This is a genomic window from Bacillota bacterium, from assembly GCA_040755295.1.
Lineage (GTDB): Bacteria > Bacillota > Desulfotomaculia > Desulfotomaculales > Ammonificaceae > SURF-55.
Window position 1 is genome coordinate 1 of the sequence record JBFMBK010000010.1, and the last position, 23,690, is coordinate 23,690.

Annotated in this window: 21 protein-coding genes; 4 read left to right on the forward strand and 17 right to left on the reverse strand. The window is 54.2% G+C overall.

Translation table 11 applies throughout. The annotated features are described in order from the left end of the window. Window positions 1-519 precede the first annotated feature (519 nt). Entirely contained in the window at window positions 520-633 is a 114-nt protein-coding gene (locus AB1500_08550; protein ID MEW6183211.1) for a YjfB family protein, read from the forward strand. Between the two features lie 442 nt (window positions 634-1,075). Here AB1500_08550 and AB1500_08555 read toward each other — a convergent pair whose 3' ends face one another. From AB1500_08555 to AB1500_08590, 8 genes are all read right to left on the reverse strand, one after another. After that, on the reverse strand, window positions 1,076-2,347 hold the full coding sequence (locus AB1500_08555) for an IS110 family transposase (protein MEW6183212.1): 1,272 nt from the start codon (window positions 2,345-2,347) through the stop codon (window positions 1,076-1,078). 82 nt (window positions 2,348-2,429) lie between these two features. After that, a complete protein-coding gene (locus AB1500_08560; protein MEW6183213.1) occupies window positions 2,430-2,912 on the reverse strand; it encodes a hypothetical protein in 483 nt (160 codons plus the stop codon). A gap of 387 nt (window positions 2,913-3,299) precedes the next feature. After that, window positions 3,300-4,019: a phosphoribosyltransferase family protein gene (locus AB1500_08565; GenBank protein MEW6183214.1), complete on the reverse strand. Its 720-nt coding sequence runs from the start codon at window positions 4,017-4,019 to the stop codon at window positions 3,300-3,302. Between the two features lie 271 nt (window positions 4,020-4,290). Further along, window positions 4,291-5,997, reverse strand: coding sequence for a sensor domain-containing diguanylate cyclase (locus tag AB1500_08570; GenBank protein MEW6183215.1), 1,707 nt, complete (start codon window positions 5,995-5,997; stop codon window positions 4,291-4,293). A gap of 163 nt (window positions 5,998-6,160) precedes the next feature. After that, on the reverse strand, window positions 6,161-7,342 hold the full coding sequence (gene metK, locus AB1500_08575) for a methionine adenosyltransferase (protein MEW6183216.1): 1,182 nt from the start codon (window positions 7,340-7,342) through the stop codon (window positions 6,161-6,163). A 206-nt stretch (window positions 7,343-7,548) separates the two neighbouring features. Then, window positions 7,549-7,791, reverse strand: coding sequence for a YlmC/YmxH family sporulation protein (locus AB1500_08580; GenBank protein MEW6183217.1), 243 nt, complete (start codon window positions 7,789-7,791; stop codon window positions 7,549-7,551). 90 nt (window positions 7,792-7,881) lie between these two features. Beyond that, on the reverse strand, window positions 7,882-9,279 hold the full coding sequence (locus AB1500_08585; protein MEW6183218.1) for a phosphoglucomutase/phosphomannomutase family protein: 1,398 nt from the start codon (window positions 9,277-9,279) through the stop codon (window positions 7,882-7,884). Between the two features lie 271 nt (window positions 9,280-9,550). Further along, window positions 9,551-10,288 carry a DUF421 domain-containing protein gene (locus AB1500_08590; protein ID MEW6183219.1) on the reverse strand — a complete coding sequence of 246 codons (738 nt, stop codon included), beginning with the start codon at window positions 10,286-10,288 and terminating at the stop codon, window positions 9,551-9,553. A gap of 144 nt (window positions 10,289-10,432) precedes the next feature. Here AB1500_08590 and AB1500_08595 point away from each other — a divergent pair, with 144 nt between their 5' ends. Beyond that, complete coding sequence (locus AB1500_08595) at window positions 10,433-10,585, forward strand: hypothetical protein (GenBank protein MEW6183220.1); 153 nt, start codon at window positions 10,433-10,435, stop codon at window positions 10,583-10,585. Between the two features lie 95 nt (window positions 10,586-10,680). Here the strand turns inward: AB1500_08595 and galU are convergent, their stop codons facing one another. The 4 genes from galU to AB1500_08615 all read right to left on the reverse strand — a co-directional run bounded on the left by galU (window position 10,681) and on the right by AB1500_08615 (window position 14,863). Further along, on the reverse strand, window positions 10,681-11,553 hold the full coding sequence (galU, locus tag AB1500_08600; protein ID MEW6183221.1) for a UTP--glucose-1-phosphate uridylyltransferase GalU: 873 nt from the start codon (window positions 11,551-11,553) through the stop codon (window positions 10,681-10,683). 81 nt (window positions 11,554-11,634) lie between these two features. Further along, the gene (locus AB1500_08605) at window positions 11,635-12,717 is read right to left on the reverse strand and encodes an MraY family glycosyltransferase (protein ID MEW6183222.1); all 1,083 of its coding nucleotides are present in this window, start codon (window positions 12,715-12,717) and stop codon (window positions 11,635-11,637) included. Window positions 12,718-12,876: 159 nt separating this feature from the next. Further along, complete coding sequence (gene fabZ, locus AB1500_08610) at window positions 12,877-13,311, reverse strand: 3-hydroxyacyl-ACP dehydratase FabZ (protein ID MEW6183223.1); 435 nt, start codon at window positions 13,309-13,311, stop codon at window positions 12,877-12,879. A 313-nt stretch (window positions 13,312-13,624) separates the two neighbouring features. Further along, window positions 13,625-14,863, reverse strand: coding sequence for an LCP family protein (locus AB1500_08615; GenBank protein MEW6183224.1), 1,239 nt, complete (start codon window positions 14,861-14,863; stop codon window positions 13,625-13,627). A gap of 87 nt (window positions 14,864-14,950) precedes the next feature. Between AB1500_08615 and AB1500_08620 the strand changes: the two genes are divergently transcribed. Then, window positions 14,951-15,454 (forward strand): DUF4330 domain-containing protein, encoded by a 504-nt coding sequence (locus tag AB1500_08620; protein ID MEW6183225.1) that lies wholly within the window; start codon window positions 14,951-14,953, stop codon window positions 15,452-15,454. 69 nt (window positions 15,455-15,523) lie between these two features. On the opposite strand, the gene AB1500_08625 is transcribed toward AB1500_08620, so the two are convergent. The 3 genes from AB1500_08625 to AB1500_08635 all read right to left on the reverse strand — a co-directional run bounded on the left by AB1500_08625 (window position 15,524) and on the right by AB1500_08635 (window position 19,326). Continuing rightward, window positions 15,524-16,828, reverse strand: coding sequence for a nucleotide sugar dehydrogenase (locus tag AB1500_08625; GenBank protein MEW6183226.1), 1,305 nt, complete (start codon window positions 16,826-16,828; stop codon window positions 15,524-15,526). A gap of 7 nt (window positions 16,829-16,835) precedes the next feature. Beyond that, window positions 16,836-18,008, reverse strand: coding sequence for a glycosyltransferase (locus tag AB1500_08630; protein MEW6183227.1), 1,173 nt, complete (start codon window positions 18,006-18,008; stop codon window positions 16,836-16,838). A gap of 199 nt (window positions 18,009-18,207) precedes the next feature. Then, a complete protein-coding gene (locus AB1500_08635) occupies window positions 18,208-19,326 on the reverse strand; it encodes a glycosyltransferase (protein ID MEW6183228.1) in 1,119 nt (372 codons plus the stop codon). Between the two features lie 490 nt (window positions 19,327-19,816). Here AB1500_08635 and AB1500_08640 point away from each other — a divergent pair, with 490 nt between their 5' ends. After that, on the forward strand, window positions 19,817-21,118 hold the full coding sequence (locus AB1500_08640) for an O-antigen ligase family protein (protein ID MEW6183229.1): 1,302 nt from the start codon (window positions 19,817-19,819) through the stop codon (window positions 21,116-21,118). A 102-nt stretch (window positions 21,119-21,220) separates the two neighbouring features. Here AB1500_08640 and csaB read toward each other — a convergent pair whose 3' ends face one another. Further along, window positions 21,221-22,357, reverse strand: a complete 1,137-nt coding sequence (gene csaB / locus AB1500_08645) for a polysaccharide pyruvyl transferase CsaB (protein ID MEW6183230.1) — start codon at window positions 22,355-22,357, stop codon at window positions 21,221-21,223. A 363-nt stretch (window positions 22,358-22,720) separates the two neighbouring features. Then, window positions 22,721-23,473, reverse strand: coding sequence for a WecB/TagA/CpsF family glycosyltransferase (locus AB1500_08650; GenBank protein MEW6183231.1), 753 nt, complete (start codon window positions 23,471-23,473; stop codon window positions 22,721-22,723). Between the last annotated feature and the right edge of the window lie 217 nt (window positions 23,474-23,690).

A 23,690-nucleotide genomic window follows, 5' to 3' on the forward strand; every position in this document is an offset into this window, starting at 1 on the left:
TTCCCGTTCCCAAGACCCGATTCTCTTCAATAAAGGGCCTTCCTACTTCATACGTGTGTCTGGCTTTACTCTAAGAAATCTCGTGAGCCTTGCTCCTTCACTTACCACTGTTCAGTTTTCAAAGACCCGCTTCGGAGTTTAATCTTAGCATACGCCTTCAACCGTTGTCAAGCGCCTTTCGTATCCTTAAAAAGCCAGGTCGACGCCTGCCGGGGGGCCAGATTATATCGTTTTCGACGGATCAGATTTAAACGTCCAAAGGCCTTCCCACTATCTGTATTATTACAATAAAAACCTGTGGATAATGTGGATATATCTGTGCATAACTTGAGTTCTAAGGGGTTCGCCTGTGGAAATGATAAAATATTGTCTTTTCTTTTGTCGAACACGACCGGTAGCGACATGATTCGCCAAGCTTCTATTATGACTCCGGCCCCTTCCGGATTTACAGGCACCATCCGATATTACGTCCTTAAAGCTCACCATAAAAAGTCCGATAAGAAAATGGGGGGATACAAAATGGACAAGATCCTGAGCCATGAAAAACAGGCCGCAGAAAAGCTCGTAGAAGGGATGCTGCCTGCCGCGTCGGGCGTTCCCCATTTGGGCGACAATGTTGACCGGCACGCTTGAGACAAGAGGTTCCGACGGTTATAAAGAATCGGTCCGAAGCGACTCGTGCTGAAACCTCGCCACAGCGGCATCATCATAACTCTTACAGCGTTCCTCGGCCTGAACCTGCGCGCCTGGACACCCGCAAGTCTGTCATTTGTTGCTCAACGGTTCCCGCAAATTATCCAGACGGCCAGTCAAATATAGATATACCGCTATTCCCGAATGCACACCCAGAGAAACAAGGAAAGTCGCCGGCAAGGTCCAGTGATGGTAACCCAGCATGTTATTCTTAAGCATCAAGAAATGGGTCAGGGTCGACCCAAGCGGAAAAGCAAGCCCTACGACTCCCGCAGTCAGTACGCGCTCTACCGAGGTTATAGCGTGAAAACATTTCGATTGCCCGGCTGAAGGAGCAAGCCTAAAAAAGGGCGCACTTATCCCTTGGCGGAAAATGAAGCTTTTAGGCAGGTTGTAATGATATTGCTGAAATGTCTGAGGCTTGAATAATGCCCTGTGCGATCAACAGTTTAGCAGCCCGTTTTAAAGCCTTCTCCTTCTGCTTGTCGCGGAGTTCCTGCGGCATATCGATTTGATAAAGGTCACATGGATTGAAAATCTCGCCGGTAGAAAGCATGTGGTAAATGGCGGTAAGAATCATCCTTGCGATAGCGATAATGGCTCGTTTCTTTCCTCTTCTTTTGGCGATACGCTCAAACTTGATTCTGTAGTAAGGATTATCTTTCGATTTGACGGCAGCATGAGCGATCTGCACAAGAGCAGGTTTGAGGTAAACACCGGCTCTTGTGATGCGAACAGACTTTTTCTTGCCTGCAGATTCATTGCTGCCGGGCGTTAGTCCTCCCCAGCAGCAGAGTCGCTTTGAAGATGAGAAATGAGACATATCGGTACCAATCTCAGAGATGATCGTGATGGCGGAAGTGCGGTCAACTCCCGGAATGGTACAAAGAAGCAGAATGGCGCTCTCATAAGGAGCGGCAAGCACATTCAGCATTTCGTCCAGTTCCTTGATAGAGTTTTCAACAAACTCCAAATGGTTGCGGATCATAGCGGCACGGTATTTTTGCTCGGGGGCCATTTGGTATCCCTTGATAGACTGGATTACGGCATCAGCCTTCTTTTTGATAGAACCTCTGAGCAGGCTGATACAATGCTTGGGGTCAAAGGAATCGGATCTTACAAGGTAGTCCGTGATGGAAGCGGCGGATTTGCCAAACATGTCGGAAACGACAGCATCAAGGGCTACATTGCAGACGGTAAAAACATTTTGGAATCGATTCTTCTCGCTGGATTTGCAGGAAACAAGCTTAAAACGATAACGGGTATACTCCCGTAGGATTCGGATCGGTTTGCTGGGGATAAAACTGCCGGGAACAAGACCGAGGCGAAACAGGTCGCCGATCCATTTGGAATCTTTCGTATCATCCTTGTTGCCTTTTACTGCCTTAACCCACTTGGGATTGGCAATGGTGACGTTGATGGAATCCTCAAGCAAATTGAATAATGGTACCCAATATTTCCCGGTAGACTCCATGCAGACATCAAGGCAATTGTTGTCAAGCAGCCATTGCTTAAATTGCAGGATGGAATTGTTGAAGGTGGAAAACCGCTTCTTCTGGTAGCGGGGCGTAATTCCCTCAGAAGTAATAATTGTGGCGACGAGAAATTTCTTATGGACATCAACGCCGCAGCAAATGGGATAAACGACTTTCAAGCTACTGCCTCCTCGCAAGAAAATGATGAGGAGAAGACAGTGACTGAACCGCCACACATTCAACGAAGAGCTAAAACAATGATTAGCGTACGGTCTCGGGGAACCACTTATTTGTGCTTGAAGGGCAGTCCTTACACTGGTTTATATACTGTTTTAAGTTTAAGAAGAGCAGTCTACTACTCACCTCATCGTGCTTTGTAGTGTGTCTTCTCCTCAGACCGATTGTACTGCAATCCAAGGTGAGTGCGCATCCCGTTTTCATTACTATTTGTGTCGCCCGCACTGGCGGTGCGAGATGGAGGTTTATATGACAGAATATTATCACGATGGGCAACCATGCCGCCGATAGAAAGAGCGGTATCCCCGCGACTGAAAGGATGTCGACACGGTGGAAGACCCAATAACCCAAGGCATTCTGCATCAGAAAAACAAGCGCCAATGCAACGCCCAACCCGCCTGCAACCCCCACCGGGAAGAACACCTTAATCCGTTCCGGGGGAACATTCAAAATCATTATCGCTGACGCTCCGAGGAAAATAACCGGTCCGGCTGATTCTTCGATCATACAACCACCTTTTAAGGAAAGTGTTGCAAAACAAATTGACCAGTAGAAAGACAACCCAAAGGTTTTCGGAACTCAATCCTAGAAAAGGCCCCGGCGGCCGGAAACGGATGTAGGATGCAGATGTCAGAGTTCTAAACCTTGTAAAAATTCGCTGCGCGAATTTGCTTTAAATTTTCGAACTTCCGACTTCCGGCGTCTAACATCTAAGATAGCCAGGCGCAGTTTTTTGCATTGGCCTCTTAGGTAGTCTTCCCCGGATACAAAAAAAGTCGCCTTGCAAAGCAAAGGATTCCCGCTGTGAGTGCGATAACCTTTATACAAGAAAGGCCGTTTCTAACGGGTAAAGAGGTTTCTTGGAGCGGTCCGGGCGAACCGTATAACGGCTTATTACTTAGGGAACGTCCTCCCTGATCCGAGAACCAACCCGAAAACCTGTTTAACACCGCCTTCCAGAAGCGTTTCCGCCGCCGATGATAGGGTGGATCCGGTAGTGAAAACATCATCGACCACAACGACGGTTTTGCCCCGTACCACAGGGTTATCTATCAATCGGAATGACTTCTTTATGTTCCGCCGTCTCGCATCCCGGTCAAGTTGGGCCTGCGCCGGCGTATCGGCTTTTTTTTGGAGTGCCGTTACCAGTTCGACGCCGCAGTTCTCAGCCACCACCCCGGCCAGCAGTTCGGCCTGGTTAAAGCCGCGCTCCTCAAGACGGGCCGGACTCAGGGGAACCGGCACAACCATCCCCGCCTTCCGGTACGCAGATTCCCGGTTAAAGACATCTGCCATCAACCCCCCCAAGAAGTCAACCGCGGCCTGTCTCTTGCCGAACTTCAGGCGGTGAACCGCCGACCGGAGAGATCCCTCGTACGGAAGTGCTGCGCGGGAAAAGACAAAAGGCCATTCCCGGGAAGAACACTCCAGGCATAATCCGGCTGCGGGTTCACTGAAGAATCGGCCGCAAATTCGGCAGAAAGGCTCCGCGGAAGAACGGTAAATGAAAAGACCGCACCGCTGACACGGACCTACCGGTCCTTTGGCACCGCAAAGCGGGCAGCCGCGCTGCGGGAAAAGGAGTTCCAGAAGGCTCTTGTAAAGGCGCTTCATTTAGTAATATACCTTTGTGCCGCATAATACCTTAACCGGTGGACGATACGACTGCTTTCGGCGGTATTTTAAAAAGGCCCCGGAGGCCGGAAACGGATATCGGATGCAAGATGTCAGAGGCAAGAATTTCTGTAAGAACTCGCTACGCTAATTTCTCTTGGATTTTCTGATTTCTGACATCCTGCATCTGACTTCTGAAACAGCCGGGCGAAGTTATAAGAGCGTTCCCCTAAGGTATCCTCGTCGGGAAAAGCACCACATCCATCGCCTTTCAATGGAAATATTCCACGTCCCTTACCCCCGCCGCGGTGGCGACGGTATTCCCTCCTTGAATGCGCGCCAATTTTAGCGCACGCCCGACCTTCTGCACAATGCCGGCCGGGGTGGCGGCATCGGAGGGGAAAACGGCCACCCCGAGACTGATTTTCACATTCAGCGGCCCAACAACACCCTCGACCCCGAAAATATGACGATCAAGCGCTCCTCTGAGCCGCTCCGCCGTTTCCTGGGCAACGGTTTCCGCAGCCCCCGGAAGAAGCATGATATACTCGTCGCCGCCGAAACGGGCCAGAAGGTCGTTGCCCCTTAAAACGTTGCGGATCACCCTGGCCACCTCTCGCAACGCAGCATCGCCCACCAGCGGCCCGTAAGTGTCGTTGAACTTGCTGAAATCGTCGATGTCTGCGATTATCACCGCAAGCGGCTCGTCGCGGTTTAACGCCCGCTCGCATTCGGCCTGAAAGCGCAGTAGAAAATAGCGGCGGTTAAGCACGCCCGTAATCGGGTCGGCTCGCGCCAACTCTTCTATCCGTGAAAAAAGACGTGTATTTCTAATGGCTACTGCAGCCTGCCCACCGATAATGGTCAGGATGGAAAGGCAACGTTCGTCGAAGGCGTAAGGCCGGCGCTCGCCAAGGATGAAAACCCCGAGCACCTCGTCTTCAGCCACCAGCGGAATCGCGACCAAGGAGCGTTCGGCGGTTATGAAACCCGCCTCGTTGGTAAACCGGGGCTCCTGTCTGGTGTCGTGTATAATTTCGGGCTCGCGGGTCTCAGCGACCCATCCGATAAACCCTTCTCCCGCCCCCACCACGCTGTCTTTAATGCTTTTTGCGTAGGGCCCGCTGACCGCTCCCGGAACAAAAGCCCGACGCGTATCCGACCAGATGAAGATGACCCCTGTGCGGTAAGAAACGACGCGTTTCACTGTTGTAAGAATAAAATCAAGTGTTTTATCCAAAGAAACGCTTTCACCAAGCCGGCGCGCAACGTGGTAGAGGGCGTTCAATTCCCGGTTGGTCAGGGTCAGCACCACATACAGCCGCAGCACAAACTGAAGGATCAGCACCGGAACAAAAATAAGAACGGCAGCCCAGAAGGCCGTCTCCTTCCAAAGAAACAGCATCACATAGCCCAGCGGGAGACCGAAAAGATAGGTCACCGTATCCCATTTGAGAGCTTCACGCCAAAGAACAAGAGGATGATACCGCCGCCGCGGCAGGAGGTATAAATAAACCAGCGTGTGATTTGCCACGACATAAGTCGCCGTAAAAACGAGGACCGACAGCGTATTATGAAGCGTCTCTTTCCCAACGACGAGGCCCCCGGATCGAAGGTACAGGTAATTTGCCAGCCAAAAAGCTAGTATGCACTGCCCGGCATTAAAAAGGGTTGTCCGCCACGGGTCTCCGCGGCCAAAAAGCCGCTGGCCGAGCAATGTAACAACCCCACCGGTCCAAACAAGCGCCGGGAAGCCATGGGTAAAAAAAAGCGTGAGCGCTACCGCCCACCCTGCTGACAACTGGCCCTGGGGTAAGGAAACGCTCAGCCCGTCTGCCGCCAGCCAAAGAGCGGCCATCACCAGCATCTCCCAGCTGACGTCAAGGTTGATTTCACCGGCGGTAGCCACCAGAATCAGGGTTCCGGCGACAATTACCATCCAGGTGAAAAGGATGTAAATAATGCCCCTTGGCCGCACCTTTAGTCCCTCCACGGTAATATTCGACAACTATCTCACTGTCCCTGCCGGGAAACCAAAAAAGCCGGTTGATGCCGGCTTTTGTAGAGGTCGGAATAAAGAAGTCAGATGTCAGAAGGACAAATCACCTGCCACTGCGGTTCACATGCCTGACCTGAGAACTCTACGTGTCCGCCCGCAGGGCGTCGACCTTATCGCTCCTTTCCCACGGAAGATCGATATCCGTCCGCCCGAAATGCCCGTACACCGCAGTTTGTTTGTAAATCGGGCGCCGGAGATCGAAGTTCGCTATTATCGCCGCCGGACGCAGGTCAAAGTGTCTCGTGATTAACTGTATCAATTTTTCTTCGGGGAGCTTCCCTGTGCCGAAGGTTTCCACGCTTATGGAAAGGGGCCGCGCTACCCCGATGGCGTATGAGACCTGAACCTCGCACCGCTTGGCCAAGCCTGCCGCAACCATGTTCTTGGCAACGTAACGGGCCGCGTAGCTGGCGGAGCGGTCAACCTTGGTCGGGTCTTTACCCGAGAAGCACCCGCCGCCGTGGCGGGCCATACCGCCGTATGTATCAACTATAATTTTGCGTCCCGTAAGCCCCGTATCTCCCTGCGGCCCGCCGATCACAAAACGCCCGGTGGGATTCACCAAAAAACGAGTTCCCCCGTCTAAAAAATTAGACGGTATAACAGGACGAACCACCTTGGTCAGGATGTCCTCACGGATCGTAGGGATTTCGACATCCGGGTGATGCTGGGCAGAAATAAGCACCGTGTGCACCCGCAAAGGCTGGTCGCCTTCGTATTCAATCGTTACCTGAGTTTTACCGTCGGGACGGAGATAAGGTATATCCCCGTTTCTCCGTACGGCCGCCAGGCGCCGGGCCAGCTTATGAGCCAGCACGATGGGAAGCGGCATAAGCTCCGGCGTTTCATCGGTTGCGTACCCGAACATGAGACCCTGATCGCCGGCCCCGACCAGGCTGTATGGATCACGCTCCTCGCCGGTTCTGGCTTCGAGCGCTTCGCCGACTCCGACCGCTATATCCGACGATTGTTCCTGTATGCTCGTAATAACGGCGCAAGTCTCGAAATCGAAGCCGAACTTCGCCCGGGTGTACCCGATTTCGCCGATCGTCTCTCGTACCACCGTAGGGATGTCCACATAACAGCGGGTCGTAATCTCCCCTGCGACAAACGCTAGCCCGGTGGTGACCAGTGTTTCACAGGCAACCCTTGCCTGGGGGTCCTGGGCCAGCATGGCGTCCAGGATCGCGTCCGATATCTGGTCCGCCATCTTGTCCGGGTGCCCCTCTGTTACAGATTCAGAAGTGAAAAGGCGTTTTGGCATACTGTTCTCTCCCGATGGTATATTTAATTCCTTAATCGTCAATTATCGCAATTCTTGAATATAAAAACCTTACTATTCCTAAGAAATATACGTCTAATTTTAGCAAGGGCGGCCAGGACTGTCAACAAAGGTACTCGGATTAAATAATGTTAAAATGAAGCCCTTTCTGAGCCTTCACTTCTTGAATATGTTTAACGGCAACTCCCTCAACCGATGTCTTCTCCGACCTCGACCAGCACGGCATGCACGCCTATCTTCTTAATCCGGGTCCAGGGTATGATAAGGTCACCGCCCAGCCGGAAAAGTCCCAGGTGCTTCTTTCCGTTTTGAATCACCAGCGCGGTAACCACGCCGCTCTCGTCAAGATGCATGTCCTTTACCGGCCCCAAACGCCGGCCGTCAACCACGTTAATAAAATCCAGCCTTGTCAACTCCGAAACCTTAAACAATCCACCACCCCCTGCCTTCCCCGCTATCGTATGCAGTCGGTGTCAAAACCGTCACGCCCTACCCTTAAATAAACCTCTTGGGATACTACCTTAAGAAAATCCTACCTCCCGGCAGACCGCTTCCTGAATGGCGACCGCCCGGTCACGCGCCGAAGCCTCTGTGTAGACGCGAAAGACGGGTTCGGTGCCCGACGCCCGCACCAGCACCCACGCCCCGCTTGAAAGCTCAATTTTTAATCCGTCTACGGTGGTACAGCGTTTTACCTCTTCACCGGCGATATTTGACGGCCGGAAGCTTTCCAAGTTTTCTATTATGTGTTTTTTATCGGCCGGTGTGGTCCTCAGATCAACCCGCACGCTTTCCACACGGCCGAAACGGTCTAAGATCCCGTCGAGAACCGCGGCCAGTGACTTCCCGTTTACGGCCGCCACCTCGCTTGCTAGAAGCCCGGCAAGAATCCCGTCCTTTTCAGGAACATGACCGCTGATCGAAAGGCCGCCGCTTTCCTCGCCGCCGCATATGCACCCGGATTCCCGGAGGCAGCGCCCGATGTATTTAAAGCCCACCGGCGTTTCACAAACCCCTGCGCCGTAACCGGCCGCGATGCGGTCCACCAGATGCGTGGTGGCCACCGTTCGCGCCACGTCGCCACGCAGGCCGCGCTTGTCAAGCAAATGGTGGTAGGCGAGGGAAAGCAGCTGGTTTGGCGATATATAGGCGCCGCTCGCATCGATAATTCCCAGACGATCGGCATCACCGTCAAGAGCGAGTCCGAGATGCGAACCGGTAGACAAAACGGAGTCCCGCAGATCACCGACCCGTGCTTCCGAGGGATCCGGCAGCCCGCCGCCGAAAAGCGGATCGCGGGTGTTGTGGATGGTGAACACCTCTACCCCCAACCGTTTTAAGAGGGTGTCCAGGTAACCGATGCCCGCGCCATGCATGGGATCCACGACGATTTTCAGCCCGGCCTTGCGGATTGCTTCCCCGTCAACCAGCGTTGAAACATGCCGGAAGTACTCCTCTTCGGGATCAAGCTCCCGCAAAGGCGCGGCCGCCCCTCCGGGCGCTTTGCGCGGTTCAGCTATCAACGACTCGATCTTACCGGTTACGTCAGGCAAGGCGGGACCGGCATACTCCGGAATAAACTTAATCCCGCAGTACTCGGGAGGGTTGTGGCTGGCGGTCAACACTATGGCGCCGCCCGTGGACAGGTTACGTATGGCAAAGGCCGCCACCGGGGTAGGGACGGGCCGTTTCGGAAAATAAGCCGTGACCCCCCAGCCCCGCAGCACCTCCGCCACCGCCGCCGCAAATCGGTCGGCCAGGAAACGGTTGTCGTAAGCGATTACAACGCCCCGGTCATCCAGTCCTTCATCCTTAAGATAAGCGGCCACGGCGGCAGCAACCAGTTCCACGTTCGCGAACGTGAACTCCCGGGCGATGATTCCCCGCCACCCGTCTGTGCCGAATTTAATCTCCTGCAAACAACTCCCTCCAATCGCTGACTAACAGCATTCGACGTAAGTATTCAAGTAAATAACGCAGGTGTTTCAAAGGAGCGCGGTCAGAAGCAAGCACGGAAACTCACCCTCATGGAAAAGGTTTTTGACAAGTAACGTTTTCCATCTTCCACACCATGGTCCAAAATCCTCCACGTGCGCCGCCAAAAACAGCGGGCTCGCTTTTCACGCAGGCTTTTCTGGTGCAACAGTATATCTGTCCCTACGACCCCGGTCTGTTTCGGAACAAGCGTTTTTACTGGCCCATTTTGCCTGAAAGCTTATCCGTAATATCGGTGATATGGTCCGAGGTATCAAGCTTCTTGTCCACATAAAGTTTTCCTTCGGTATCCAGACTGGCGTAAACCACGTCTTTAATCGAAAAAACTCCCTGTTTCTCGAGTTCTTTCAGCAGCCATTCCTCGGTAAGGTGATTCTGAACAAGGTTTTGCAAGATTACAACCCCGTCCACGATTAACTCCGAGGGTACTCCTTCGTACTTCGTCGGAACGCTCAGATCCTGTGGGGTCAACGGGCGTTTCTGGGTTTTAGGCAGCACGCTGAGTTCCCCGTTGGGTTCGGCGACGGCGAACTCCACGTCCGCAACGTTGAAGTACCCTTTTTCCCTTAACTGCATCGTTAAATCATCCACATTGTAACGCATCCGCGCCATGATTTTTTCCAGGATCATGCCGTTGTGAACCACCACCGTGGGTTCGTCGCCGAATATTTTTCTGGCGGGCCGGTATTTCAGGCCGGCATACTGCACCAGGATTGTAAGACCGGCAAAGACAATCAGCCCTAAAACGTAGTACCAGGGACTCTCCTTGACGTCCGTGGCCAACCCCGCTGCGATGGAGCCGATAACGATCCCGTTAACGTAGTCCGAAACCGTAAGCTGCCCCACCTGCGATTTTCCAATGAGCCGCGTGATAAAAATTACTCCGGCAAACGCAGCTACCGCCCGGATAAAAATCTCCAATAACGGGTTCATATTTACCCTCCCGGTTTCAAGATGGTCAATATCAATAAGATTTACGCATACATACACGCTTATGCGTTTGCAGGCAGTCTAAAACGAATGAATAACCCGGCACCCCATTTGGGAATAATTTGTTAAATGCTTTGGAGGTATACGATGCGCGGGAAAGAGATGCGGTTAAAAAAAAGGCTTCAAGTGGAAGAACACATGCTCCGGCAATACCTGGGGATGCTCAAGGGGAAAAAAACTAAACCGCAAAAGCGATTCAGGGTGGTCAGGGGAAAGACGCTGGTGAAGGCGCGGGGCTGAGATTGTCGTACCCACGACAACACGATGCGCCGGTGGTTACCGGCGCATCACGATGTATGTTTACGGGTTGAAACCTTCTTCGGAACGGTACGCTTTTATTTCCGTTCGGAAAGTAAAGTCTGCAGATATTCAAGAAAAGGCGGTCCAAGGTCGTCCCGCTCAAGGGCAAGTTCGACCGTCGCTCTAAGGTAACCCAGCTTATCTCCCGCATCGTAACGTTTTCCCTGGAAGGCGTAGCCGAAAACCTTCTCCTCCCTCGCCAGCACCTTTAACGCATCGGTAAGCTGTATCTCACCGCCGGTTCCCGGCGTCGTATTTTCAAGAATGCTGAAAACGCGGGGTGTAATGATGTACCTCCCCGTCACACCCCACCGCGATGGAGCTTCCTCGGGCTTCGGTTTTTCAACCAGGTCCCTTACCGCAAAAACCCTGGGTCTTATCTCTTCCCCGCTGATGATCCCGTACTTCGATACCTCCGTTAAGGGAACCTTTTGGACAGCAACCACAGTGGATTGAACCTCGGCGAACACTTCCAGCATCTGCGCCAGACAAAGTTTCTCACCGGTTACGATGTCGTCGCCCAGAAGCACTGCAAAAGGTTCATTACCGATAAAACTGCGGGCGCACATCACGGCATGTCCCAGCCCTCGGGGCTCGCGCTGTCTCACGTAGTGGATATTGGCCATGGTGGCAATCCGCCATATTTCTGCAAGCCACTCTTCTTTCTCTTTATCCCGCAGGTAGTATTCAAGTTCAAGACACCGGTCGAAGTGGTCCTCGATCGCCCGCTTTCCCCGTCCGGTAATTATCAGAATGTCTTCTATTCCTGAGTTTACCACCTCTTCTACGATGTATTGGATGATAGGACGGTCTATCAGCGGCAGCATTTCCTTTGGCTGCGCCTTTGTGGCAGGAAGAAAACGGGTGCCGAGCCCTGCGGCGGGAATAACGGCTTTAGTTACCTTCACGGAATCCCTCCCCTGTCAACCCCCACTATTGTTCTTTCTAAAATTAATATCGGTTAAGGTAATGACTACTTCGGCCTGGCACTAAAGACTGGCGCCCTGACTCTTGGCCTTATCCTCTACCACGGGCAACCGCTGACGCCAGCGGAATCCTATCACCCCGAATTTATTAGCGAGAATCAGCAGGCATGAAGCCACACAGAAAAGGAGTAAAACCGCCTGGGCGGTTGTAAGGCGGGTAAGAAAAACGGCACTGACCCCTAAAACAGCGCTGATTCCGTAAACCACCAGCACCGCCCCCCGGTGGCTGAGGCCGATGGCCAACAAGCGGTGGTGAAGGTGTCCGCGGTCGGCGCGGAAGATCCGGCGTCCGTTCTTATAACGCCTGAGGATGGCAAATAGGGTATCGAAGAGTGGAATCCCGAGAATAATCGCCGGCGTCACGAGGGTGACGGCCGTGGCGGTTTTTGCGACTCCGACCACGGCGCCGCACGCCAGGGTAAAACCGATAAGCATCGCCCCGCAGTCTCCGAGAAAAATCCGGGCCGGATGAAAGTTGTATGGAAGAAAAGCAAAAAGGGTTGCGGCCAGAACCATTGCCGGCAGAACGCCGAGCGGGTCACCGGCGAGGACCGCCACCGTCCCCAGGGTGACAGCCCCGATACAGCTTACCCCTGCGGCAAGGCCGTCAAGTCCGTCGATAAGGTTGACGGCGTTGGTAACCGCTACTATCCATAAAACGGTGACGGGAATACCCCAGAATCCTAGGTGTAAAAGGAGACCCTCCTTGAAAGGATGCGTAACAAAACTAATATTGACCCCGAAAGAAATAATGATCAGGGCCGCCACGATCTGCCCCAATAGTTTCATGCGCGGGCTCAACCCCATTATGTCGTCGAGCATCCCCACGCCGAAGATGAAGGTCCCCCCGGCCAGAAGGCCAAGGTATCCCCGCGGCAAACCGTCCAACAATGCCGCCACTAGAAAACCGCATAACAAACCTAAATATACCGACATCCCCCCGAGCCTGGGCATAGGCCGGTTATGAACCTTACGGGCGTCAGGCTCATCCATCGCACCGATCCGGCTGGCCAGCCGCATTGCCAAAGGCGCCGTGGTAAAGGTGACCAGTCCGGCTACTATAGGGGCAATTGTTGTGGAGGTCATCTTTTCCCCCCCTAAGAATGCGTTCTTCTTCGTTGTGCCGCAACGCGGTATGGGGCATTCCCCAAGGCTTCGCTTGGTTAGTTGATATTTGTTCGGACTCTACCTGTTAATCCTAAAGATCTTGGTTTCTCGGGATCCAAGAACCTGACCCCTTATCGTTCAGGTTGACTTCTCCCCCGCGGCAAAGACCAGTTCCGCTTCGGCAGCCGTTTCTTCACCGACCAAGGCCATGCACCGCGCTTTGCCGACCGACATCTTAAACTTCAGAATCTCAACCTCAAGCCGCAAAACATCCCCCGGGATTACCTGCCGCCGGAAACGCGCCTCGTTTATACCGGCAAAAAGCGGCACCTTCCCCCGGTAAGTTTCCAGGCTCAGTACCGCTATGGCAGCCACCTGGGCCAATGCCTCAATGATCAAAACCCCCGGCATCACAGGATTGTCCGGGTAGTGCCCAGGAAAGAAAAACTCATTGGCGGTGACATTTTTAATCCCTACGGCGCGCCGCCCGGGCTCCAACTCAAGAACCCGGTCGACCAGCAGGAACGGGTATCGGTGGGGAATAATACTTTTAATTTCTTTTTGACCTAACAACTATCCTTCTGCTCCTCCTCCGAAAATGCGTTTTTCTTCCGTCGGGCGCGGCGATGAGCTTCGTATTACTGCGTCAGGCTCACCCAGCACTCAGTTGCACCTTCAAGAGATGTCACTCCGCTTAAACCGCAATCTAAACGCTTTGCGTAACTACGTCTTCGATACCAGTCTGCATGCTGGGCTGCGCCTTCTTTATACTGCTCGCTCCTCGCTGCGTTCCGTTTATGTTACTCTTTCGCATCTAAGTAACCGGCTTACGGGTCGCTCCATTTTCATTCGTAGTTGTGCCGCAACGCGGCATGGGTCACTCCTTTTAAATATCGCTATAAACATCATCCGCAGTCCCTGAAGGCGGAGGCGTTGTTTCCGGCAGCTGTCCTCCGGGCGATATAATCGGAGGCAATTCACCCTGATCATTTCCCTGGTCCGCCGCGTCCGGCGGTTCCTGGATGGTGTCTCCTCCCGGCCAGACGTCTCCCGGGATAATCTCCACGTCCATCCCCGAGGGGGTTTCACTCCCGTACCCTTCGCCGGCAACTGTATCGTAACCGCTTTCTGAAACACTCGGCTCTTCGGGCTGGTCAATCTGCATAACGATAACGCCCGCCGGTGTGTCCTTTACCACCTGTTGTATCGACTCCCCGCTCAAGAGTTGGGCCACAGCCCGTCTTGCCTCATCCGGGTCTACGTGCCAGTAAGGGTCGCTGCCTAAATAACCGGGAAGAGTCCCGCTTACCATTTCAACATCCTGCATGGATTTAGCCAGCTTAGCCAGATCCATCATGTCCGCAAAAGGAAGATTAGTGTATATGCATTTCTTTATCTTTGGAAGGAGCACCGGGATTTTAATTATATTCGCGGGTTTGAGCATTTCTTCGGCCACCGCGCGCAGGAACTTTTGCTGCCGGTCAACCCTGTTGATATCCCCCAATGGATCGCCTCGGAAGCGGACGTACATCAGCGCTTTTTCCCCATCGAGCTCCTGCAGTCCCTTTGTCAGATTAATGCTGAAGCGGCCTCCTCTTTCCGGGTCGTAATGACGCATATTCTTATCCACATAAAGCGTTATTCCGCCGAGGGCGTCGACCAACTTAATAAACCCCTCGTAATTGGTAACCACGTAATAATCAATCTGCTGGTCGATAAGCTCGGAAACCACATCCACGGCCAGTTCAGGCCCGCCGTACGCCATCGCCGCGTTGATCCGTTCCCTGCCGTGGCCGGGGATACTAACCAGGGTATCCCGCGGTATGGACAGGAAGACCATCCGTTTATTATGCGTGTCCGCGCTGACAAACATCATGGAATCGCTACGGGACCATTCTTCACCATAGCGGGCGTCCGAGCCGAGGATCAGGAAATTGATCTTCTTGTCCTCCGCTGCCTGAGCTGTCGGTTCACCACCCGGCCTACCCGGAAAAACAGACTGTTTAAAGTAAAAATTCTGTACCGTCCCGTAGCCAATTCCTCCTACAAGGCAGATTAAAATACAAATTATCACAATCGACCGGGCTTTAAGCCGTTTCTTGGGACGCCGCTCATCCTCAGCCATTGTTTTATCCCCCCGTAGCGTCATTGACGGCTGCCTTTCTTTGCTTTAAATTATAAAGGACAAACGGTCGTAAGAGGAGGCTAATTTATGCGATTACTTGATGAAAAAGGTAGAATCCTAGGTTTAATCAATCTCATCGATTTCGTGATTATAGCAGTGGTGTTACTCCTTATTGCCGGTGCGTCCTATAAGTTTCTCCGCCCGGCGGCTGTTACACCGCCCACAACGGTCGTGTTTACCGTTCGCATACCTGCCGTGCCGCCTGAATCTGCTCAGGAGATTAAGGTCGGCGACCGGATGGTAGCCGGAGCAAGTTATGTCCCTATAACCGTGAAAAACGTATCTATTGAACCAGCGCTTACCACCGAAACCGACGCCGCCGGACACAAAGTACTGGCGCGCGACCCGTATTTTAAAGACGTTATCGTTACCCTTGAGGGTAAGGTCGCAATCCCGACCGCGCAGGTTAAAATCAGCACACAGGAGGTTCGCACCGGGCGTGAATATTTTGTTAAATCATTGACCTACGAATTCAAAGGTATTATCAATAAGGTAACACTAAATCCTTCCCTGGACAAGCCTGCTCGGTAAAATTTTTACGTTTTCCCCGGTTTCAGGAACTTCTTGTCGGTATACCGTTTGGGGCAATATTACAACTTACTACAATGAAGTAATGTGCAGCGCGGGGTATTTCATCTCGAAATCGCTGCACACGTTTTTTATATCAACAATAAAGGGAGCAGACGGGTCAAGGAACCGCACAAAAGGCTCAGGGGTTTGGAAATCTAATCCCTTTTGTTTTACCAGAATGACTGCTCCATGCGCGCCGTCCAGCGCTTTTTCCAGTGTTTCAACCTGAAACGGATACGTACGCGGTATCACCGGGTCGAAAGCCCTCACCGTCAGACCGGCTTCTTGGAGGTGCCCTACCACCCTGACCGCCGGGCTCTGGCGGCTGTCGCTGGAATAATCCTTCATCGCCAGACCCAAGACGGCCACCTTCGCCTCGCGGGGCGGTACAGGCAAAAGCCGCAGCACCATATCTGCCACCGTTCGCGGCATTTCGTCGTTAACCTGCCGGGCTGCCGGCATCAACCGCAGATCAATCCCGGCCTCCCGCGCCAACGGCGCCAGGTAATGGAACGCGTTAGGCAGGCAGTAACCTCCGACCCCGGCACCGGGTTGAAGCAGCTTTACTCGCTTATGCGTGTTTGCCAGCCGTACCACCTCGAAGGTATTAACCCCGAGAGCGCGGGTAACATTACTCAACTCGTTTACCAGCGCGATGTTCACGTCGCGGGAGATGTTTTCCACGAGCTTTTCGATCTCCGCCGCCTCGAAGAAGGATGCGGGGATCACCTCCGCCCGCGTAACCACCCGAAGGAGTTCAGCCGCTTCCTCCCGGCTCGCCTCGTCGATACCGCTTACCACTACAGGCATCGTTACAAACTCCTCGAAAGCCCGCCCTTCGGCGATCCGCTCAGGGGCATACCCGAGGTAAAAGTCCTCCCCGGCTTTGAGACCGCTTTCCTCCAGCAGCGGTTTAACCAGACGGCGCATCATTCCCGGCACCAGTGTGCTTCGTATAAGTACCAGGTCTCCGGGCTTGAGACCGTCGGCGATGCTTTTCAGGCACCCGGTCAACGGCCCGGGATCGGGCATCCCCTCTGCCACCGGCAGCCCAACGGTTACAATAATGTCCTGTGACCGGCTTAATGCCTCCCGTGGATCGGTGGTCGCTTTGAAAGAACCCCGGTCCAGTTCCTGCCGCAGAATATCCTGTATGGGAAAACCGCGGTACTGTTCCTGGTGGTAGGTCACACCGCTGTTGATTTCTTCTACCAGCCCGGCGTTTGCATCGACCCCGATCACCTTGCAGTTGGCAAGTGTGAAACACAGGGACAGAGGCAGCCCCACGAATCCCAGGCCGAAAACCGCCACCTCGTTATAATAACGCTCCGCCACTACAAATCTACTCCTTTTCCTGCAACGCAAATGCGATTTTTTCTTCAATGAAGCCCACGCGCGCTTCCCATGAATGCTCCCTGGCCCTGGCAAGCCTCTTCTCCTGCCGCGCGGGATTCTCCCCGGCAAGCGCCCGTTCCACCGCCCCAATAAAACCCGCCTGGTCCCGGGCAACTTCAACCACATCCGAGAATTCACGTACGGCCGGCATGTCCGTACTTACCACCGGCCGTCCGGAAGCAAGGTATTCGTAAAACTTCAGGGGGCTGACATCCTCCGTCAAAGCACTGGCACGAAACGTGTTCAGGCAAACGTCACACCCTTTGAGGTAATCGGGCAGTACCTCCTTGGGCTTTCTACCCAAAAAAAATACATTCGGCATGCCTTCGAGGCCGTTGAGATCAACGCCCGGCGCCACCGGCCCTATAAGCACAATCGACCACTCGGGTCGACTGCGCGCAAGGTAGGCGAGAAGCTCCGTGTCCACCCACTCCTGGATCACGCCGACGAAACAGAGACGGGGGCGGGAAAGCCGGCCCATCTCTTCCGGGACCTCCGTCAACGGGTCGCAAGCCTTGCCGAAATGCGCCACGTCCGCGGCGTTTGGAAGAAGAAATATCCGCCGGGCGTGCTCCTTGCGGCGTTTGTACAGCCCCGGTGCGGTGACAAAGGTGATATCGGTCCGCGCCAGCAGTTCCCGCTCCATTTCCCATACGGCCTTATGGCTTACCAATCCTTTGTAAGCGCCGTGCTCATCCACACAATCATAGACCAAAAGCTGGTGTCCTATAAGCCGGGCAATAACCGCCGTCGCCGGAAGGTAGGTCCAGAGGATAGGATGTTTCATCCCAAGCTTTTTAAGCGCCCAGCGCACCCAGAGGGCCAGCCAGTACTGGTTCAACCTTCCGATAATCGGGCGGAGGTTGCCGAACGGAATCACGAACGGCGGCTGGAATACATAAACGTTAGTCTGAGGCCGGCTTATCCACCGTCCCCACGGGCGCCACTTGCGCCAGAACGAAGGATCCTTTAAAGGGGAGAGAAGCGTCGCAGGCGGTTCAACGTATAGTATTCGGTTGGAGGAGTGGAGCCTGGACAACACCTGCTGTTTTCGTGTCCAGATCGGTTCCCAGTCGATTGAGGAGATACAGATGATATCCTGGTTCCTTAACTCAGACATTAATTTCTCCTAGTCCTAACCCGGCCAAGCCGGGACCAAAATATTTCACTACAGAGTCACAGAGTTCACAGAGATAGAGAAATTATGAAGACTTTAAAAAAAGAATACCTATTTTCGTGTTCTCCCCTTCGTGTGCTCTGTGCCTCTGTGGTTATTTTTTCTTGCCATTTTGCGTAGAACTGGCCCGTATGGCGGACTTCTATACCATGCCAAGAACCTTCCGGTAAACCTCCAGTGTCCCAGTCGTCATACGGCCGGCGGAAAAATTATGCGCTACAAAATCTCTGCCCAACGCCGCCATCTCTGAGGCTTCCTCCGGTTTCTCCAGCACCCGGATGACCGCATCCGCCAGGGCGGCGGCGTCCGCCGGGGGGACCAGGAGTCCGGTTCTTCCATCCTGCACCACTTCCGGCAGCCCCCCCACCCTGGTGGCGACAACCGCAGTCCCGCACGCCAGCGCTTCAAGAACCGTAAGTGGAAGTCCTTCCGAAAGAGAGGATAGAACCAGCACCTTGAACAGATGGTAGTATTGTTCAACTTCTTTTATAAATCCTGTAAACAAGACCCTTCCCCCAAGTCCCTGTCGTGCGACAAGACCTTCCAGGTACGCCCTTTCCGGCCCGGAGCCTATTATCAGAAAACGCGCTTCCGGGTGCCGCTCAAGGACAAGGGCGGCCGCCTCAATAAAATACTGGTGTCCCTTTACCCGGTGGAGCCTCCCAACGGTTGCCACCAGCGGAGTGTCCTCAGTCAAGCCCAAACGTTCATACAACGCCGCCGCCGCCCGTCCCGAAACCTCCCGGTCCATCCCGTTATGAACCACCGAAATCTTTCTACGGGCCACACCTTCTTCAACCAATGCGGTTGCCAGATAATTTGAAACCGCAATAAAGTGTGTGGTTAGCCCCTTGGTCAGACGTTCGCACAATATATTGAGCACCCGGCTCAGGGGATGCGGGTAGTCCTTAAGCATTAAGCTGTGAACGGTGGTAACTACCGGCAGGCCGGTTCCCAGCGCCGCCAAACGCCCCAATAGGTTGGCCCGTACGCCGTGTGTATGCACAAGATCGTAGTTGTTTATCCTCAAAAGGTGCCGCAAACGGAAAATAACCCCGAGGTTAAGCTTGTTACCCATCGGTAAGACCGCCACCCGCATCCCCGCCTCCTCGGCAAGAGGGGCAAACGGGGCCTTAAAAAGAGCAGCCGCTTCCAAAACCGCATTCCCTGGGTTCATTGAGCGGAAAAGGGTCAGAATGTGACGTTCCGCACCGCCGAATTCACCGCCCCCGATAACATGGAGCACCTTTATGCGCCGCAATACTTCCCGCCTCCTGGGAGACCATGTAAAACCGCGCCTCATCCAAAAGAAGTGAAACATTTTCATGGAATCAGCAATGGCAAACTACCCTGACTTTCTCACTTCTCAATGGCCTCCGGGCTCTTTTCTAACTTTTAATTTAATGAGGTCCGTCCTTTTCAATACCCTTCTGGCATCAATAACCCTATAGCTTTAAACCTTCACAAACCTTATAATATCACTGAACAAATTAAAGCTGGAGGTTTTATTTCTGCCAGGACTGACAGAAACAAGCAGTACAAGTTGTTTCGGCCGTTCGCTTACAGCCGTCTACCGGGTATTTACGCGCCGCTTTTTTCCCCGGCTGACTGAACTAAGTGCAGGCAGCCTTTTAAACAAATTTATCCACTTAATCCGGCGTGCCTGGATTTACTGCGCTCTCTGCAATTGGCTCTGTAGAAAACCTTTCTGGCTGAAAGACCGCTCCGCCCTAGTTCAAAAGGTTACGGGGGTGTTCCCGACACCGAAACCACTGCGAAATGAACTCCGTATTGACCCCTTCGGCTCAAGTCATTTGCTTCGCACCTTGACCGGCGGCGCCTGGCTGCTTTTGCTGCCGCTCAGCGCTTATCCCCTGATAGATTACGTCCTTCGCCTGGGGAAAACCCCCGGGGGCCTTGCAGGCACCTGGGACGATTTGCTCCTTCTCGGCGGTCTTGTCCTGGTCGCCGCCCGCATCGCTTACCGCGGACTGGATGCCTACCGGAAGACTGACCTTCATCTGCCGCTTTTAGTCTATTTCGGGGTCTTCCTTTTTTTGCTTTTGGTGCGCTCGCCGGAAACCTCCGTCGGTATTGAAGGTTTGCGGGTCTACCTGGAATATGCCCTTTGGTTCTTCGTGGGTCTCAACCTTCCGGACAACCCACGACAGGTCAAAACGTTAATGGCCTTTTTTATCTTCTTTTGCACGGTTGCGGCCGTCCACGGAATCGGCCAGTACATCGCCGGTGTTCCGGTCCCCGCAAGCTGGGTGGATCAGGCGGAAGCGGGGGTTCGCTGCCGCGCCTTCTCCGTCGTCGGAAGTCCGAACGTCTTGGGCAGCTTGATGGCGTTGGCAATCCCCGTGGGCATCGCGGGGTGTTTTTCCGCGGCCGCTATTCGTCCGCGTGCCGCCTACGCCCTTGCCACGGTACTAATGGCGATTTGTCTGTTTCTAACGTTTTCCCGCGGCGCCTGGTTTGCCGCCTTTGTCGGACTAATCATCTTCAGCCTTATGCGCAGTCCCCGCCTGCTTCTGGCTGTGGCCGTCATAAGCATCGGCGCGCCGATCGTTTCGCCGGGCGTCGCCGGCCGGATCCTCTACCTTTTTTCCTCTGGTTATGCAGCGTCCAGCCAACGCGACGGTAGGATTTCCCGTTGGCAGGCGGCCTTTGAAAAAGTACACCAGCATCCCTTTGTCGGCGAAGGGTTCGGGCGCTTCGGCGGCGCCGTAGCCACCCGCGCCATTCCCGGCAATTTTTACGTGGACAACTTCTATCTTAAAACGGCTGCCGAAAGCGGGCTTATCGGCCTGGCAACGCTTGCTTTCATCGTCGTTTCCGTCTGGCGCGCCGGTTACCGGGCGTTTTCCGCGCTGTCACGCCCCGTTGAGAAAACCCTTGCGGCTGCGCTCTTGAGCGGTCTCTCCGCCGTATTGATGCATAACCTCGTGGAGAATATTTTTGAAACCCCGCTCATGAGCACTCTCTTCTGGTTATTCATTGGCCTTCTGTTGTGTCTCCCGCGGATCGAAGCCGGTCCCCCGCCCGAGTAGCCCCCTAGAATGCCCGCTGCGAAACGGCGCCTGTCTGTTTAAGAAGTCGAATGCAGGATGTCGGAAGTCAGAGTCCTTAAAGGAATTCGCTGTTGCGAATTCCTATCTTAAATTTGGAAGGAGGGCTGCAACCAGATCGGCGTTTTCCTCGGCTCGCGCCTTCAGTTTCATCATCCGTTCATTAAGCATTTTTCTTGCCGGCTCCTTGTTTAACAGCAGCCCGCCGGCAACACGCATCAAGGCCTCCGCTGTAACTTCACCCACCGCGACCGCCGGCATCCCGACCTGTTCCATAAAGCGCGTCACCTTCGGGTCATAACTCAAACCGACCGAAGGAACGCCGAACAGCGCCGCAAAGATCAGAAAGTGCAGACGCATTCCCACGCAAAAGTCCAGATGGGTCATAACCGCCATCAAGTCCCGGAAGCCTTTAATATTGTCCATGATTATGGCAGGGTGCCGCATCTTTTCCCTCGCCGTGTTGAGAACGGAAACGTCGCTTGGCTGAAGAGGAACGAATACCACCTTCCACCCTTCGGCGGCAAGACTGTCCGCCAGATGTGCCGCGCTTTCCAAGGACTCTCCCAGGTCCGGCCACCGGCGGAGGGAAATCCCGATTACAGGAGGCCTCTGCCCTACCACGCCTTCCGGCTCTCTCTGATCGGGTGGCGCGCCCTCGTTCACGCCGTACACCCCGGCGGCATCAAGGAGTGCCCGGCCTCGTTCCGAATCCCCGAGTTCCGTCCCCAGGCCGAATACCGGATCCGCCATAACGTGGGCCGGCCTGGAGACCCCCAGCGCCGCAAGCTCCTTGAGTGAACGTTCGTCACGCAAGGTGATGACGTTCGCCAGCCTTAACACCCACCCGACCAGGCAGCGGCTGGCCCGGTGGTTAAGGGGGCCTATCCCCTGGCCGTATACACAAATCTTTATTCCGAGCATCCTGGCAAGCAACACTATGGCGGCGTAATAAAAGACGCTCCTGACACTGGTCACGTCCTGGAAAAGGTTGCCGCCGCCGCTTAAAAGCAGGTCGGCGTCTTTCATCTCACGGATGATAAGACGAACATCCCGGCGCGGCACCGCCTGCACCCCAAATTCCCTGGCAGTGTCCCGCGGCCGTTGGGACAGCACCGCCACCCTCAGGTCCGGTATCCGCCTCCTAAGCAGGGTAATAATGGCGAAAAGCATCGCCTCATCCCCGCAATTACCAAAGCCGTAGTACCCCGAAATGACCACTTTGGCCAACGCTCTACTCCTTATGTAACTATTCAGGTGCTCCCGAGGGGCGCGGCAATAAGCGGCGCATAACTTCGTCAGGCTCGCCGGCACTTTAGAGGTGGGATGTGGAAGGCTGGAGGTGCGATGCTTGTGGGAATTCGCCTATGAGCGAATTCCTGAATCTGACTTCCCATTTCCCACGTCTAACTTCCCAATTGGCTGCGCCTTCCTCGTTCTACTTGCTTCTCGCCGTCCCGCACTCAACCCCATTGTTAACACTTCTTTATAAGCACTCCATTTTTCTATCTATTCAGACTGTAGCTTAATCTCTTGGTTGAGTGCTGGATAAGTGTTATAGGTGACGGCTGAATAGTTACCTCTTTATTGCGTTCCGTCACGCTTCTCGAAGCCCTCGTTTCCGGCCATGCCTGGCCTGGTGCGCAGTACCAGCAGCGCAAAACGGGGAAGGACCAGCATCCGTCGCCAGCGACGCGGTTCCCGGACCAGCCTTCCCAGCCATTCCAGCCCCAGACGCCGCATCCAGACAGGCGCCCTCCGCGCCCGGCCGCTTAACACGTCAAAACTGCCTCCCACACCCATGGCCAGCGGAACGTCCAGCGCCTGGAGGTTTGTATGAATCCACCGTTCCTGTTTCGGCGCGCCCGTCCCCACAAAAAGGATCTCCGGGTGGGCCGCCTTAATTCTTTGGAGCGGCTCATGTTCATCCGCCGCGCTAAAGTACCCATGATAGGCGCCGGCAACCTGAAGCCCTTTTATTTCCTTGTTGAGACGCGCAGCCGCCTCCTCGGCCACGCCCGGCTTCCCGCCGAGAAGAAAAACCCGCCATCCGGCCTTGGCCGCCTTACGGCAGATTTCCAACATTAAATCGATACCGGTTACCCGTTCCGGGAGACTGAACCCGTGCACCCGCGCGGCCCAGACGATACCGACCCCGTCGGCGGTAACCAGCGCCGCGTTCCGGACTATTTCCAAAAGGTCTTTTTCCTTCCGGGCGCGGAAAAGATACTCGGGGTTCAGGGTAACAATCTGGTGCGGTCCGCCACGGGCTATAAGTTCCGCTGCCCGCGCTGCCGCGCCTTCTATTGTTACCGCATCGATTTCTACTCCTAACAAGTTTATCCGCTTCATCATTTTCTATTTTGACAAAAAAACCGGCTTTCCTTTCTCCGCCGGCCCAAGTTCTTTTATCAGGATCGCCGCTCAGCTTAGAAAAAACCGTCCGACTCCTCCGCAACCGCTTGGCAGACCTCGGGTTCTAAGGTTTAACGCATATTCCTCCCGTCTCTACCGAAGCACCTTCGGCGATTATAAACGTAAAATGTCTTGTATC

What these genes read in the sequence shown, in the direction of transcription:
- AB1500_08550 (MEW6183211.1), top strand. Translation starts at nt 520, where the DNA reads ATGGACAAGATCCTGAGCCATGAAAAACAGGCCGCAGAAAAGCTCGTA.
- AB1500_08560 (MEW6183213.1), bottom strand. Translation starts at nt 2,912, where the DNA reads ATGATCGAAGAATCAGCCGGACCGGTTATTTTCCTCGGAGCGTCAGCG.
- AB1500_08565 (MEW6183214.1), bottom strand. Translation starts at nt 4,019, where the DNA reads ATGAAGCGCCTTTACAAGAGCCTTCTGGAACTCCTTTTCCCGCAGCGC.
- metK (MEW6183216.1), bottom strand. Translation starts at nt 7,342, where the DNA reads ATGCCAAAACGCCTTTTCACTTCTGAATCTGTAACAGAGGGGCACCCG.
- AB1500_08590 (MEW6183219.1), bottom strand. Translation starts at nt 10,288, where the DNA reads ATGAACCCGTTATTGGAGATTTTTATCCGGGCGGTAGCTGCGTTTGCC.
- AB1500_08595 (MEW6183220.1), top strand. Translation starts at nt 10,433, where the DNA reads ATGCGCGGGAAAGAGATGCGGTTAAAAAAAAGGCTTCAAGTGGAAGAA.
- AB1500_08605 (MEW6183222.1), bottom strand. Translation starts at nt 12,717, where the DNA reads ATGACCTCCACAACAATTGCCCCTATAGTAGCCGGACTGGTCACCTTT.
- AB1500_08615 (MEW6183224.1), bottom strand. Translation starts at nt 14,863, where the DNA reads ATGGCTGAGGATGAGCGGCGTCCCAAGAAACGGCTTAAAGCCCGGTCG.
- AB1500_08620 (MEW6183225.1), top strand. Translation starts at nt 14,951, where the DNA reads ATGCGATTACTTGATGAAAAAGGTAGAATCCTAGGTTTAATCAATCTC.
- AB1500_08630 (MEW6183227.1), bottom strand. Translation starts at nt 18,008, where the DNA reads ATGTCTGAGTTAAGGAACCAGGATATCATCTGTATCTCCTCAATCGAC.